Raw genomic sequence first — 14,924 nt, 5'->3', positions numbered from 1 at the left:
GGGGCATCAAGGGCCATCGGCGGCCCTCTAAAACTGGCCATCAAGCCAAAGTACGCACCTTGGGCTCCCGGTCCCAAAAGCGCGTCTTCGCGCCCTTGATAAAGCCGGCCACATCCTTGGGCTCGAAAACGCCTTCATCCGGCTTCACGCCAGCGGCATCCAGGATCAGATGCGTGGCCTTGCAAGCGGCAATCGCTTTCAGGTGCCCAAAGGCATCGCGGAACCAGTCTTGCGCCGCGCCATCCTTGGCCAGCATCTCGCCCGATGCCATCGGGATCACAGAAGCCACGGCATCAAACTGCGCCGATGGGGCGCCGGCCAGCTGGGCGTCAGCGGCGATGTGCTTGCCGTCGCTCAAGGTGGCGCCACCAATCTTGGGCGCGATGATCTTGACCATGGCCTTCTCCGCCAGGATGGCCTTTTGCAGCGCGGCCACGTTCTCAGCGTTGGAACCATCGTCCACCAGGATCGCGACGCAACGGCCTTCAAGGGTCGGCTTCATGCGGTCGATGATGCGCAGCGCGGGGCTGGGTGGCAGGTCTTGCACGGGCACCGCAGGCTTGGCGGGCTTGGGCAGGGCCGCCAGGCCCAGGCCCTTGGCCACGCGCTTGCCCAGATCGCTGTCAATCACCAGCAGGTGGGCAACCACGGCTTCACGCACATGGGGGGTCTGCACCTTGGACAGCTCAAACACCAGGGCGCTGGCGATATGGGCTTGCTCCACCTCGCTTTGGCTGGTGTAGAACAGGCGCGCCTGGCTGTAGTGGTCGGCAAAGCTTTCGGGGCGGATGCGGCTCTTGGCATCGGCCTCGGACGGTTGCGCAAATGAGCGGAAGCCCTGGGCGCGCGATTCGCGGGGCGAGTTCGGGTCCAGGCTCGATGGCTCATAGGCCACGCGGCCCTTGGGCACCTGGGTTTGCATATGGCCATCGCGCTGGGTGTGCGCAAATGGGCACTTGGGTGCATTCACGGGGATCTGCGTAAAGTTCGGCCCGCCCAGGCGCGACAGCTGCGTGTCCAGGTACGAGAACAAACGGCCTTGCAGCAGCGGATCGTTGGAGAAATCAATGCCTGGCGGCACATTGGCCGGGCAGAAGGCGACCTGCTCGGTCTCGGCAAAGAAGTTGTCGGGCCAGCGGTCCAAGGTAAAGCTGCCAATCTTCTTGAGCGGAATCACCTCTTCCGGAATGATCTTGGTCGGGTCCAGGTGGTCATAGGGCAGGGCATCGGCCTGTTCCTGCGTGAACAGCTGCACAAACAGATCCCAGGCGGGCGCATGGCCGGCTTCAATCGCCTCGAACAGATCACGGCGGTGGTAGTCGTTATCGGCAGACTGCAGCTTGGCGGCCTCGTCCCAGACGGTGGACTGGATGCCCAGCTGGGGGCGCCAGTGGAACTTCACAAAGGTGCTCTCGCCCTTGTCGTTGATGAGGCGGAAGCTGTGCACGCCAAAGCCTTCGATGGTGCGCAGGCTGCGCGGGATGGCGCGGTCGCTCATGGCCCACATGATCATGTGCATTGACTCGGGCATCAGCGAGATGAAATCCCAGAATGTGTCATGCGCAGAAGCGGCTTGCGGAAAGCCACGGTCCGGTTCCATCTTGACGGCATGCACCAGGTCGGGGAACTTCATCGCATCCTGGATAAAGAACACCGGGATGTTGTTGCCCACCAGGTCCCAGTTGCCTTCTTCGGTGTAGAGCTTGATCGCAAAGCCGCGCACATCGCGCGGCGTATCGACCGAGCCGGCACCGCCCGCCACGGTGGACATGCGCACAAAGATCGGCACCTTCTTGCCCACTTCGGTCAGCACCTTGGCCGTGGTGTATTTCTTCAGCGAATCGCTCAGCTCAAAGTAGCCATGCGCTGCCGTGCCGCGTGCGTGGACGATGCGTTCTGGAATACGCTCATGGTCAAAGTGCGTGATCTTTTCACGCAGCACAAAGTCTTCCAGCAAGGTCGGGCCGCGGTTGTAGGCGCGCAGCGAGTTCTGGTTGTCCGATACCGGAATGCCTTGCTGCGTCGTCATCACTGGGTGGCCGTCACCGGCCTGCTCATGGAGCTCGCCTGCTGCGCCTTGGGTCTTTGCTGCGGACGAGGTCGATTTGCGAGTGGTCATCGTGGATCTCCGTGGGGTTGGCGTTGTAGTCGGCCGATAGGCTCAAGCCCTTAAGGATGGCAGTTGCACCACGCCGCGCTTGTAGGCGTTTGGAGGAATTGGCTGTATGCGTAGGCTGAGCTGGCGGCATGTTTTCTCCGATGCGGCATGCGAACGCAAAAAGGCCGCTCCATGAGCGGCCCAGGTGCTAGGGGAGCGGTCTTCTTAGTGGAAGAAGATGGCAATCAAAATGATGATCGGGATCGGCACGCCAATCAGCCAAAGCAGGATGGATCGCATGGTGTTTCCTTTCTAGGTCTGCCCGCAGGCAAAGGTGGTGTTCAGGTGGAATGGATGTGGTCAGTTAAGCGTCGCGCTGGCGGCCGCCAAAGGTGGCAGACAGGCTGCCCACAAAGGCACCAATCAGCAGCACCACAAACATCCACATCAGCGAATAGGCGGTGGCCTTGCGGGCTTGCTCGGCCGCTTGTTTGGCCTTGGCCTCTGCGTCTTGCGCGGCTTGCTTGGCCTTGTCGATCTGTTGCTTGACCTGGTCGTAGGTGGCCTGCACCTTCTTCTCGGATTCTTCCTGGCTCATGTCGCTGCGTTGTGCCACCAGGCGGCCCAGGTACTGGCGGTCGTCGTTCGACAGGGAGCCGGCTTGCAGCGAATGCATGAACACGCTGCTCATCTCGCTGGCATCATCGGCAGCGGAGCGGGCCTTCTGGGCGACGTTTTGCGCGCCGTCCTTCATGTCCTGCTTTTGTTGCTCGGTAGGGCCACCTTGGCGCAGCAGGCTGTTGATCCAGTAGTTCAGGTCCGAGCCTGGCTCATTGGCCTTGCCGGCAGTCACGCCAGCAGCGCCGGTCAGCGCTGCAGAGGCGGCACCACCAATCACGCCAGTGGCGCCACTGGCTGCACCGCCCACCACTTGGGCTGCACCGCTCACCACCGCACCGGCAGCCTTGGCCGTGCCGGAGATCGCGGCACCGGCCATCGAGCCTGCAATCGCCACCATCAGCATGGTTGCCAGCGCCCAGGACAGAAAGCCATGGGCGGTGTCGCGAAAGTACACCTCATCGGTGTGCACGCCCTGCCACTTGGTGCGCAGGCGGCCAGCGATATAGCCACCCACACCGGCCGAGGCCAGCTGCGTAAACGCCAGCCATGCGACCGCGCCCCAGCCAATCGTCTCGCCATCGGCCCCACGGCCGGACCAGACAGATACCGATGACAGGCCCAGGCCAATGCCCAGCATGAACAGCAACAACGACAGCACCGCAGCTGCCAATGCGCCCGCAAAAATGGCGGCCCAGGAGACCGCACTTTCGCTGCTGCCCGCTAAGGCGCGTGGCAATGCGCCGCCGGTGACGACGCGCTCTTCCTCTACATATGTGGTGACCATGGCTATTCCTTGTTAGATGACGCCTTTATTCTGCTTTTGGCCCCCAAAAAGTTTGTAGTCCAAACGCGGGCCAGACCGTGCGCGCTTGGCTGTTAGCGCCATCAGCCGATCTGCGCAAAGGCGCGCCAGGCTTGGGTTCTGGTGGGGTAGGGCACAGGAATGCAGCGCCCGTCTGAATTCGGGAATGCAGAAAGCCGGCGATCAGCGAGGCGCCATCAATACACCGCAATAGGCGCCGAGCCTTCGCCAGCAAACAGCCAGGCATGCAGTGGCTGCACGGCCATGGGCCCCGAGCCGGTGAACTCCGAAAACGCCGGCAGATTCAGGTAGGGCGCAGAGTAGGCGAGGCAGGGCAGGCGCTGGCGCAGCTGCGGCACGCGCATGGCAGGGTGTACATGGCCGTGGATATTGAGCGCAAAGTGGTGCATGCCCGGGCCCATGGGCTCATGGCTCATCAGCACCTGGTGGCGGGCCAGGTGGGTGTGCACGTCATCCAGCAGCAGGGCTTCGGTTTGCAGGTAGCGGTCGTGGTTGCCCCGGGTCAGGGTAAAGCGGGTTTTGAGGTTGGCGCGCCGCAAGGTCTGCCAGAGCTGGAAGGTGTCTTCACCAATAAAGCGGCCATGCACAAAGTCGCCCAGAATCACCAGCTCCTGCGGCTGCCACTTTTGCAGAATCTGGTGCAGGCGGAACAGGTCCTGGCGCTGCACCTCCAACGGCACGGCCACGCCCCGGCGGCGAAAGATATCGCTCTTGCCCAGGTGCAGGTCGGCAATGATCAGCAGGCTTTCCTGAGGCCAGAACAATGCGCGCTCGGTCAGCACCAAGAACTCCATGCCGGCAATGCTGGCCGCGACATGGTCCTGGGGCGATGGCGAAAGTTGGATGGGGGAGAAAAGCTGTGCCGATTGCGTACCTGCCATTAGTGGGTGTCCTGTGGTTGGGGCGCGCGCTGCACGGTGCTGCGCATGCCCTTGCGGGGGGCGGCCTGCTTGGGCGCCGCCTTGGTTGCGGCCTTGTTAGGGCTGCCGGGGTGGGGCGCGCGCTGCGGTGGCGCGCCCGGTCGTTGTGTTCGTGGTGAGCGTGCGGAGCGTGGTGCACCCGGTGTGGGCTCGCCCCTGGCCTGGCGCTCTTGCTGCTCGGCCATGCGCCGCACCTTGTCTTGCCAGGTCTCATTGCTGAGCTGACCGCGAAAGCTCTCCGCCCACAGCCCGAATGAAAACGGCGTGTGTTTGGGCGGAAAGCGCAATGCAATCTGCCGCCCCGCAATGCTGGCCAGCAGCCTTTGCATGGTCGGCAGGTGCAGCTCCTGGTCCAGCGCCTCTTGCCGGGCCTGGCGCAGCAGCAAATGCTCCGGGTCGTACTTGCTCAGCACATCAAACAGCAGGCTGGCAGAGACCTGCAACTGCCTATCACTGGCACGGCTCTTCTTGCCCGGCACCTTGGATTGCACCAGGCCTGCAATCTGCGCAATCTCCTTGAAGCGCTTGCGTGCCAGCTCGCTGAAGTTCACGGCGGACCGTAGATCGGTGTCGAGCCCGTCCTGCTTGAATATCTCCGCCCAGTCCACCGCATTTGCATCGATGGGCAAGGTGGGCTGGATCATCAGCCCAATCTCATTGCAGGCCCAGGCAAAGGTATTGGCTTGCAGATGCGCCAGGCGCGTGGCAATCAGCACCGCCAGCCCCTCATGCGCCACCCGGCCAGCAAAGGGGTAGACAAACAGCGGCGCGGCCTTGGCGGCTTGGGTGTTGCCGACCTGTTCAATCAGCAGCTGGTCTGCGCCCGGCACCAGCGAGCGCTGGCTTTGCAGCTGCAGCAAGGGCTGCAGCCATTGCAGCTCGCGGGCGTGGGGGGCGTCATCGGCGGCGGGGCTGGCAGCGGCCGTGCTCAGCAGCTGCTGCATGCGCTCGCCCAAGGATGAGGACATCGGCATCAGCGAGCCTGCCCATGCCGGCGTCAGCAGGCCGACTTCAACACTGCGGCGCACCCAGGCGGTCTGGTTCTCCAACCGCACCAGCACCAGGCTGCGGCCGGCAAAGTTAAATACGTCGCCGGGGCTGAGTCTTGCAATAAACGCCTCTTCAACCGAGCCCAGCCGCGCGCCGCGCAGGTACTGCACATTGACTGCGCCGTGTGCGGTGATGGTGCCGATCGACATGCGGTGCATGCGCACCACGCCGGTGTTGGCCGGCTGGCACAGGCCATCGGCGCAGTGCAGGCGCTCGTACTGCGGGTATTGCACAAGGGAATCGCTGCCATGCTCCAGAAAGGCCAGCATCGCTAGCCACTGGGCATCGCTCAGCTCCCGAAAAGCGGCAGTGCGCCGCACCTCGGCCAGCAGCTCTGGTGGCCTGAAGCCACCCGCCAGCGCCGCGCTCATTGCATGCTGGCTCAGCACATCAAAGCACAGGCGCAGCGGCTCGCGCCGCTCATACACCTGCGCCTCGGCCAGCTCGCGCACGGCGGCAAACTCGGCCAGGTCCATCGCCTGGGTGGCAACCGCCTCCACATGCACAGCAGCACCAGGCCGGTGCTTGGCGCGGCCAGCGCGCTGCACCATGCGGGCAACGGAGCGTGCGCCACCAATCTGGATCACGCGCTCCACCGCCGGAAAGTCCACCCCCAAATCCAGGCTGCTGGTCGCCACCACGCAGCGCAAGGTGCCTGCACGCAGGCGCTGCTCTACCGACTGCCGCACGCCCTGGTCCAGCGAGCCATGGTGGATGGCCAAGGTCTCGGCATCTTCCGGCCATATGCTCGCCAGCGCGGTGTGCCACAGCTCGGCCTGCGCGCGGGTATTGGTAAACACAATGGTGCTGGGCGCGCTAAACACCAGCTTGGCCACCTCGCCCAAATTGGCCAGGCCCAAATGCCCCGCCCAGGGCATGCGCGTGCCCAGCGGCGGCGTAATGCTGTGCAGATGAAAGGGCTTGGGCCGCATGTCCTGGATCAGCGCAGGCTCCTTCACCTGCCAGGCGCTCAGCAGCACATCGCTGGCCTCTTGCAGATTGCCAATCGTGGCCGACAGTCCCCAGACCTGCGCCCCCGGTGCCAGCGCTTGGATGCGCGCCAGGTTCAGCTGCAGCAGCACCCCGCGCTTGCTGGGCAGGAGCTCATGCCATTCATCCACCACAATGCAGCGCAGCTGGCTGAACTGCTCGCGGCTGCGCTCATGGCTCAGCAGCAGCGCCAAGGATTCGGGCGTTATCACCACCAGCTGCGCCTTGCCGGTATCGGTCAGGCGTTTGTCGCGTGATGTGGCATCGCCTGTGCGCATCGCCACTTGCCAGTGGGGCAGCACCGCCGCTACCGGGCCGGTGATGCGCTCGCGGGTATCGCTGGCCAGCGCACGCAAGGGCGTCACCCAGAGCATGCGCGGGCCATGCGCTGCGCGGCCCTCGGGCGACTCAGCCTCGGCCATCGCCTGCATCAAGGGCCCACCCAGCGCTGCCAAGGTCTTGCCCCGGCCGGTGGGGGCCGATATCAAACCGCTGTGCCCATCGGCATACGCTCGCCAGGCCTGTTGCTGGAAGACCGCCGCGCCTATGTCCTGCTCCTTCAACCAGTCACGCCAGCGCTTGGCCGCACGCTGCATCGCGCGGTCGCTGGGGGGCGTGTTGTGGTCCAGATCAGCCATCGGCCAGCTCCAGCAAGGCACTCAATTGGTCGGCGTCTTGCGCGGTCTTGTCCTCGCGCCAACGCAAGATGCGCGGAAAGCGCACCGCCACGCCCGATTTATGGCGGGTCGAGCGGTTCACGCCTTCAAAGGCAATCTCAAACACCAGGCTAGGGGTAACAGAGCGCACCGGCCCAAATCGCTCCACCGTGTGGCTGCGAATCCATTTGTCCAGCCGCAAAATCTCCACATCGGTCAGGCCCGAGTAGGCCTTGGCGACAGGCACCAGCGCATCGCCGCTCCACACGGCAAAGGTGTAGTCGGTGTGCAAGGTGCTGCGGCGGCCGCTGCCGCTTTGCGCATAAATCAGCACCGCATCAATGCTGAACGGGTCCACCTTCCATTTCCACCAATCGCCCCGGCGCCGGCCTTCCTTGTAGGGGGATGCCAGCGCCTTGAGCATCAGCCCCTCGGCGTTGTGCTCGGCAGCGGTGTTGCGCAGCGGGGGCAGGGCATCCCAGCTGTCAAACGGCAGCTGCGGCGATATGCCCAGCGCCGGCAAGTCGGCGTGGTGGATGAGCCGCTCCAGCTTGACGCGGCGCTGCTCCAGCGGCTGGGCGCGCAGGTCTTCGCCATCGCACTCCAGCAGGTCATAAAACAGAATGCGCGCCGGCACGGTCTGCATCAGCTTGGCGGAAGGCTTGCGCTTTTGAATGCGGCTTTGCAGCGCGACAAAGCCCAACGGCTTGTTCTGTTCGTAATCCCAGGCCAGCAGTTCGCCATCCAGCACCATGTCGCGCGGCAACAAGGCAGCGGCGGCCTCCAGCTCCGGAAAGCGGCCATCCAGCCGTTCCTCACCACGCGACCACAGGTAAGGCGCATGACCCTGGCGCCGCACCAGCTGCACGCGTATGCCATCCCATTTCCATTCGGCCAGCCAATCCTTGGGGTCGCCCAAGGCTTCTGGCTCTTGCGGCAAGGGCGAGGCGAGGTAGAAGGGGTACGGCTTATCGAGCAGCTGCGCGCTGGTTTCCGGGTCCATCAAGGCCTCATAGGCCTGGGCGCTGGGCAGCCATTCGCCCACCATGCGGTGCGCCATATCGGCGGCAGATATGCCCACCAGCGGCGCCAGGCTGTTCTGCAGGCTGCGCTTGTTAACGCCTGCGCGCAGCGATCCGGTCAGCAGCTTGTTAAAGACCAGGCGCGAAGGGGTATCCAGCTGCTGCCAGGCCTGCTGGATCGCGCGCTTGCGCTGCTCGGCATCAGCGGCCACCAGCGGCAGCAAAAACTGCTCCGTCCATTCGTCCAGGCGGCTGTCGTTGTCGGGTGTTTTAAAGGTCGCGCCCAGCAAGCTGGCATGCCAGGGCGCATCGGCATCGGGAGCCAAGGCAGCGCCGGGCGCAGCCACCAGCTCAGGATGGTTAATACCCTGCTTTTGCCAAGCTGCCACCAACAACGACAAGGTCTCCGCCAAATCGCCCACCTGGCGGTAGCTCTCTTCCACCAGCCACAGCGGCAGGGCGGTCAGCTCGCTTACCCAGCTGCGCAGCTCGGTGGTGGTGGCCAGGCGGTTCTTGCCGGTGTTCACCTTGCCGCCGCTCAGCACATAGACGGCCCAGGTCGCCTCGGTGGCTTTGGCGCCGGCAAAGTACTGCTGCAGGGCCAGCTCGCGGTCGCGCGTGCCGGATGCCTCGTCCAGCAACTGGTACAGCGCCACAAAGCGGTTCATTCGGCCGCCTCCTCTTCGTCGCCATAGGCGGTACGCAGGCGCTCTGCCTGTATGCCCAGGCTCTGCAGGTAGGGGATCAGCGCATCGGTATTGCCATGGGTGGCCAGCACCCGCTGGGCGCCGCTTTCGGTAATGGTGTCGACCAATTCCTGCCAATCGGCATGGTCCGATATGACAAAGCCGCGCTGCATATTGCGCCGCCGCCGGTTGCCGCGCAGCAGCATCCAGCCCGAGGCAAAGCCTTGCTCTACCTGTTTAAAGCGCTTGAGCCAGGCGGAATCTTGCGCAGAGGGCGGTGCCAGCACCATGCGGCCAGCAAAGTCGGTATCGGTAGGCACATCGACCACCATCTCGGTAGCGGCCAGTGCAATGCCTGCCTGGCGGTAAATATCGGTGCCGCGTGCCATCGCACCATGCAGCAACACGGGCGCATCCAGCTTGCCAGCCAAGCCCGCCAGTACCCGCTGGGCCTTGCCCAGGCTGTAGGCATACAGCACCGCCGCCTTGCCCTGCTCCTTGCAATGCGCCACCCAGCGCTCGATGCGCTCCACCTCATGGGCCATCGTGGGCCAGGCGTACACCGGGTAGGCAAAGGTCGCCTCGCAAATCAGGGTGTCGCAGCGCAGCAGCTCAAACGCTTCGCAGGTGGGATCCGGCTCGCGCTTGAAGTCGCCCGTAAACACCCACACCGCATCGCCGTGCTGCACCCGCACCTGGGCAGATCCAAGAATGTGCCCCGCCGGGTGCAGCGATACCTGCACCTCCCCCATCGTGATCGTCTGCCCAAACGGCAGCGCATGGATGTTCTGCTCCCCCAGCCGCCATCGCAAAATTGGTTCGCTTGTCGAGCTGCAGTAGTACTCGCCCATCCCTATATGGGCATGGTCCGAGTGGCCGTGGGTGACAAACGTGCGGTGAACCGGCTTCCAGGCATCAATAAAAAAATCCCCAGCCGCGCAGTACAGACCTTTGTCGGTCAGCGTGATGACGTCAGCGGGTGGGGCGTTGGCAGATGCAGAAGCAGAAGCAGAAGCAGAAGCAGCGAGCATGGGCAAATTCTGCGGCTGCGGGGGCGGGGGTGGGCGTCAGAGTTTGCCTTGTTGGGGTGCGGGAGTGGGGCAACCCGTTATAAGCAGAGGTTTAAATGACTGCTTTTTTAAATATATGTAATCAATCTACTATATAACGTTTTCCATGCCGAGCGCCCGCCGCCTTAAGAATACTGCGAAGGTTGGTTTGTAGAGGAATTTTTTCTTTTGAGATCATTGGTATTATTTCTCCTTGAATGAATTGCTCGGTGGCAGTTTGTGCTAATAGATTTCTGCCCAAACCGGAATCTCTTTTAATTTCTAAATTTTCCAAAAGAAATCTAATTGCATCCTTGCTGAAATCATCAGTAGTGAGATCTGTGTGATAAATGAGAATGCTATTGGCAAGAATATTTCGATAATTGGAGTTGGAATTATTGAATTCCTCTACGAAAGAATGTCTTGTTTCTCGACTGGTTAAATTGAAAAACATCCACGACAGTCTTTCAAAAAGAAAAAATTTTGGAATGGATGAGTTTTTATTATTATGCATCCAATCTAGCCACCATTCGATATCTCCGATTTCAAGAAATCCTAAAGTAGTAGATTTTTGAATAGGTAACTGCTCTAAAAGACTGATGGTTAGTATGGGGTCGCGGAGTTTTAATATCTCAATAAATAATTTTTCTTGGCCCACCCAAGATATATCTATTTTTTCTATTAGGTGCAATTGCTCGTGTGCGCGTTCCTCAGCGGTCATGTCGAGTAATTCTCTCATTGCTTCGAAGAAATCCTCATGGTTTTCCTGCGAAACGCAGAATAACAGCGCGGCCTTGGAAATGCCCGATCTAAGCAATGCCATGGCTTTAGTCAACTGAGCCAAATCCGGTCGAGCCTTACATAAACAATGTAATGCTCTGAGCGCCCAGCTTTTTTCATCGATCATTTCCGCTAGTGATATTAATCGAAGTACGTGATTGGAATCGAAGCAATCCCATGATAGTTTTTCAGTGGCTGATTCAGATTTTGCTAAAAAATATATTGAAGTGGCTGCATGATTAATGTTTCTTAGTAGTAGATTTGCAGCCAGCTCTAAGGCGGGAGTTGAATTTCTATGCCACAGAGATTCACACGCAATACGAGCATGTATATCTGGAGGATAAATATCCTCATCTAGGCATAGAAATGATTTTTCAAGGAGCGGAATTTCGATTTTTGAGAGTAGTAATGCGGATCCGGAAATAAAACCATTTAACATATAATCATCTGATTCTGGTTCGATCTCATCGATAAGAGAGTCAGCCATTGATTTTAATGATTTTATATCGGAATCTATAAAGAAAGGTGTCAAAGAATCTGCTATTCCATTGCAGCAGAAATTATAGTCGTCATGAAATTGAACTAGGAGATCTAGTGCTTCTTCTTTTACTGAAATGCCCTTAATTTCAATGAGTCGATTTAATGCGGCGGCCCCGATCAAATGTCCTTTGCTCATTAAAAATCTCAATTTCTGTTCATGGCACTCCGAGATTGGTAAGCTGAATTCCAAGTGTGATTCTATTTTATAATCGGTAAATGATTTTCTTTGATTTAATTTCTCAGGTATCAAATCTAGAAGTTTTGAGACTATGTCGTCACGATTAAATTCTAAGTATTTAACCGCATTTAGTGCTAAATCAAAATCAATATCAGTAATTTTCTTAAAAAAACTATAAGCTTCTGATTCAGGTAACAGACTGAGGGTTAGAAATAAAGCTTGATCCCATCTGGTAAGGGTAAGCTTCTCTTCCAAAATCAATGGATTTATTTGATATTCAAAAGAAAGTTGAGTGGCCGCAAGATATTCAGTGATTGATTGGTGAATAAAAGCAATTCGGCCATTGGAATATGGAATTAAAATCGATCTAGAGATAAGCCAATTAACTATATCATTTGCCTTGATATCTTGTATCTTGGATTTGGCAATCTCTTTTTCAATCTTTTCTAATATATTTGCGGTGGCGTACGCTTCTTCCCCTCGATTTATAGCATCATACGCAACAGTTGCGAGTATATTCTCTAAATTGAAGTCTGGAGAGAATCTAGTGTGAAAACTAATATACAACTTGTTGAGCAAAGATTGATAGATGTCCCGTGGGTGAGCTTCATGAGGCAGAGATATGGCTCCAGAACTGACAAGGTGAAAGTAAAATGGTTTTTGAAGCAGACGCCTCATATCTGTCTCAAATCTGCCCTCAATAAAAATGTTTAATTTTTGAAGCTCTGTTGTCAGAACATTTTCATCAATTAAGTCGAGATGATATATAGGGAATTCAAATTTTTCGAGGCCATCAACAGTTCGTGATGTGATAACAATAGATGAGTTGTCGTAATTTTTTTCAAAATCTGAGAAATCTACTTCGTAAGCACCATTTTCTCGATATTCTCGCGGCATTTCATTAAATGAATCTAGATAAAATTTCAATTTAAAACGAACTGCCATTTCACTCAAAGACATATTTTGAGGAATATTCTGATTAATTAAATCGACTATGTCTCCGCAATACAATTTAAGGTCTACGAAAACTGGTATGACTGCTGATTTTTCTTCAAACGTCTCTGATAAGCATATGTCATGAAGCTTATCTGCCAAACGTGCAGTGGACCTTTTTAAGGAGTAAGACTTTCCAGATCCTGGTAATCCTATCAGAATTGCTCTGTTTGGTCCGTTATCAAGAAATCTGTCGACGATTGCGCCGTTGAACGTATCAGATCGTAGTGAGTGATATGGGAGTTCATTTTTTTTGTCTAATTGCACTCGTATAGGCAGCTCTGGATTGGCCTTTGAGTAACGCTCAAGTCGAGCTGCATGACGAGCTAAAGAAAGCACTACATCTGAAGTTGATTCTTTAGCCGGAATATCCAAGTCAAGAGGTAATTTAGGCGGTAATACATCGATGAATGAATCTATCAGATGTAGCAGCGCATCATGATTTTTTCTTTTGTTAGTGTCAACTGTGGTAGGGTAAGTGATAAGGTGAATTCCATAATGCCTTCGCCAGTAATCACTTTCTGCTTCAGATATATCTGGCATTATTGCGTAGTGGTCTCGCGTACCACCTTTGTAAATATTTGAAAGAAGATCTTTTATGTATAAAAAGTCGGGATCTCGGAGGCCAAAGCCGAAGTAGACGACAGGTCTGCTTGCCAAAAGTAATTTTAGCGTTTCCAGGGAGCTATGACGTTCCCCCTGTGGTAATAGCTGGCGATACTGTTCTCGGGTTAATATTATGCTGTCACTGTCAGCCGCATCACCATGGGGCTTGAAAATGAAATCTAAAGCTCTAGCACTTACTATTTCTGCGGTTTCTGTAAGATTTTTATTAGTAATAGGTGCTCTGAAAAAGTTATTGGGCCGCCATTTTCGAAGTGCTTCCTCTAATAGATTGTCATAGTTCGTGGTGACGAAGCATCTTGTGCCAAGGGAAACAATTTTTTTATGAATTTCATGAGGTTCAGCTTTTCCGTATTGGCAAGCTTCTCTTATAAATTCACCGATCTGTTGTTTGGTAAGACGGTCAAAACCATAACTGGCGGCTTGCAGGAGGTCACCTCGCGTAGCTTCTGCTCGGATCAAGCCAGCGTTAACGCCAAAAGATTCTACAAATTTAGCTAGGTCCTCGATGAGCTGACTCCATGACGGTAAGCCAGACCACAACGATAATCCGGAGCCGATAAATATAATCGTATCTTCCTGGCTTAACACTTGCTTCAATTTTTCCATGACTAATATATTTTGGATTAATAGGTAAATTCTAAATAGCAGAATAATAAATTCTTGCTTACGATTTAATCAAGCTTTTTTGTATTAATAGGAAAATATTTATAAGCTTGTTATAGTTCTCTTCTCGTCAAAGTTGAAGGTATATGAGTTACATAGCTATACTTTATATAAAATTAGTAATGAACAATTTATAAGAGTATTAGCTATTTAGTAACACCCGAGCCAACCGCTCCCCATCCTGCTGCCAAAACGCCGGATCCGCCTGCCGGATCCGGTCAATCGCGTTATTCATATGCGCCGTCGCTGCCGCCCGTGCAGCCGCCGGATCCCCCGCCTCAATCGCTTCCACAATCCGCGCATGCTCTTGCGTCACGGCAGCCGCAAAGTCCTGCCGCCGCGCCTCATTGGCGCGGGTGATGCGCGTGGCACCCGCCAGCACCTGCGACAGGTAATCCAAGGTACTGAGCAGGAAAGGGTTGCCGGAGGCTTGGGCGATGACGCGGTGCAGGGCGACGTCTTCGGCTACGCCGTCTTTCCCGTCGGCCACGGCTTTGGCCAATGCCTTGACGCCAGCGCGGATGCGGCGCAGATCGGCGGTGCTGCGGCGGGCGGCCGCTAGTTCTGCCACTTCGGCTTCCAGTGCGCGGCGCACTTCTACGATCTGGATGACGGCCTCTTGCGAGGCGGCATGGCCTTTTTCCAGGTCCAGCGGTTCAGCGCGGGGCGCTTGTACAAACACGCCGCTACCTTGGCGGGAGGCGACGAGGCCGCTGGATTTGAGGCGGGACAGCGCCTCGCGCACCACTGTTCGGCTTACGCCAAACTGCGCGACCAACAACAGCTCGGTGGGCAGGCGGTCGCCCGGTTGCATTTGCCCTTGCCGAATGCTGGCCTCCAGCGCCTGGGCCACTTGATCGGCGAGAGAGTTGGCGGCCTTGACGGGCGTGAAGGAGATCGGCATGCGTGGGCAGGAGCTGGTTTGTGGGAGTGGGCGCTGGCTGCTGCCAGGCCGCAAGATGGCGCTTACTGTACTCCAGCCCAGGGGCGCTGCCTGCGCCTTAGGCGCAATGGATGGCTATGCCGTGTTTTTGGCCAAACGGCGGGTTACTGTAGATGCAGTGGCTACGCCTGCCGCAGCGGGGCCATCTGCTTGCCATCGGCCTGTTTATGCCAGCACGCCAACGCCAAAGCTGCAAGCCCTTGTCGGCGGCCTGCAGCGGGGTGCCTGGTGGCCGCTGCCCTGCGTGCACTGCAGCGGCTGCGGCCCCATCAGCAGATGCCAGCC

8 protein-coding genes are annotated in these 14,924 nt (G+C 57.3%); all 8 read right to left on the bottom strand.

The features are described from left to right. Positions 1–40 precede the first annotated feature (40 nt). Complete coding sequence (locus EDF71_RS01240) at positions 41–2,119, bottom strand: catalase (protein WP_133854812.1); 2,079 nt, start codon at positions 2,117–2,119, stop codon at positions 41–43. Positions 2,120–2,462: 343 nt separating this feature from the next. Continuing rightward, the gene (locus EDF71_RS01235; protein WP_243854112.1) at positions 2,463–3,503 is read right to left on the bottom strand and encodes a hypothetical protein; all 1,041 of its coding nucleotides are present in this window, start codon (positions 3,501–3,503) and stop codon (positions 2,463–2,465) included. 215 nt (positions 3,504–3,718) lie between these two features. Further along, positions 3,719–4,423, bottom strand: coding sequence for a ligase-associated DNA damage response endonuclease PdeM (gene pdeM, locus EDF71_RS01230; protein ID WP_133854811.1), 705 nt, complete (start codon positions 4,421–4,423; stop codon positions 3,719–3,721). Further along, positions 4,423–7,140: a ligase-associated DNA damage response DEXH box helicase gene (locus tag EDF71_RS01225; RefSeq protein WP_133854810.1), complete on the bottom strand. Its 2,718-nt coding sequence runs from the start codon at positions 7,138–7,140 to the stop codon at positions 4,423–4,425. Before EDF71_RS01225 ends, pdeM begins: the two co-directional genes overlap by 1 nt. Beyond that, positions 7,133–8,848 carry an ATP-dependent DNA ligase gene (locus tag EDF71_RS01220; RefSeq protein ID WP_133854809.1) on the bottom strand — a complete coding sequence of 572 codons (1,716 nt, stop codon included), beginning with the start codon at positions 8,846–8,848 and terminating at the stop codon, positions 7,133–7,135. Before EDF71_RS01220 ends, EDF71_RS01225 begins: the two co-directional genes overlap by 8 nt. Next, positions 8,845–9,897 (bottom strand): ligase-associated DNA damage response exonuclease, encoded by a 1,053-nt coding sequence (locus tag EDF71_RS01215; protein WP_133854808.1) that lies wholly within the window; start codon positions 9,895–9,897, stop codon positions 8,845–8,847. Before EDF71_RS01215 ends, EDF71_RS01220 begins: the two co-directional genes overlap by 4 nt. Before the next feature lie 121 nt (positions 9,898–10,018). Further along, entirely contained in the window at positions 10,019–13,639 is a 3,621-nt protein-coding gene (locus EDF71_RS01210; RefSeq protein ID WP_133854807.1) for an SIR2 family protein, read from the bottom strand. Between the two features lie 199 nt (positions 13,640–13,838). Next, positions 13,839–14,600 carry a FadR/GntR family transcriptional regulator gene (locus EDF71_RS01205; protein ID WP_133854806.1) on the bottom strand — a complete coding sequence of 254 codons (762 nt, stop codon included), beginning with the start codon at positions 14,598–14,600 and terminating at the stop codon, positions 13,839–13,841. Between the last annotated feature and the right edge of the window lie 324 nt (positions 14,601–14,924).

It is taken from the genome of Comamonas sp. JUb58 (assembly GCF_004364775.1).
Classification (GTDB): domain Bacteria; phylum Pseudomonadota; class Gammaproteobacteria; order Burkholderiales; family Burkholderiaceae_C; genus Comamonas.
The sequence above is the reverse complement of the archived record's forward strand: the minus strand, read 5'-3'. Positions and strand labels throughout refer to the sequence as shown.

What these genes read in the sequence shown, in the direction of transcription:
- EDF71_RS01240 (WP_133854812.1), bottom strand. Translation starts at nt 2,119, where the DNA reads ATGACCACTCGCAAATCGACCTCGTCCGCAGCAAAGACCCAAGGCGCA.
- EDF71_RS01235 (WP_243854112.1), bottom strand. Translation starts at nt 3,503, where the DNA reads ATGGTCACCACATATGTAGAGGAAGAGCGCGTCGTCACCGGCGGCGCA.
- pdeM (WP_133854811.1), bottom strand. Translation starts at nt 4,423, where the DNA reads ATGGCAGGTACGCAATCGGCACAGCTTTTCTCCCCCATCCAACTTTCG.
- EDF71_RS01225 (WP_133854810.1), bottom strand. Translation starts at nt 7,140, where the DNA reads ATGGCTGATCTGGACCACAACACGCCCCCCAGCGACCGCGCGATGCAG.
- EDF71_RS01220 (WP_133854809.1), bottom strand. Translation starts at nt 8,848, where the DNA reads ATGAACCGCTTTGTGGCGCTGTACCAGTTGCTGGACGAGGCATCCGGC.
- EDF71_RS01215 (WP_133854808.1), bottom strand. Translation starts at nt 9,897, where the DNA reads ATGCTCGCTGCTTCTGCTTCTGCTTCTGCTTCTGCATCTGCCAACGCC.
- EDF71_RS01210 (WP_133854807.1), bottom strand. Translation starts at nt 13,639, where the DNA reads ATGGAAAAATTGAAGCAAGTGTTAAGCCAGGAAGATACGATTATATTT.
- EDF71_RS01205 (WP_133854806.1), bottom strand. Translation starts at nt 14,600, where the DNA reads ATGCCGATCTCCTTCACGCCCGTCAAGGCCGCCAACTCTCTCGCCGAT.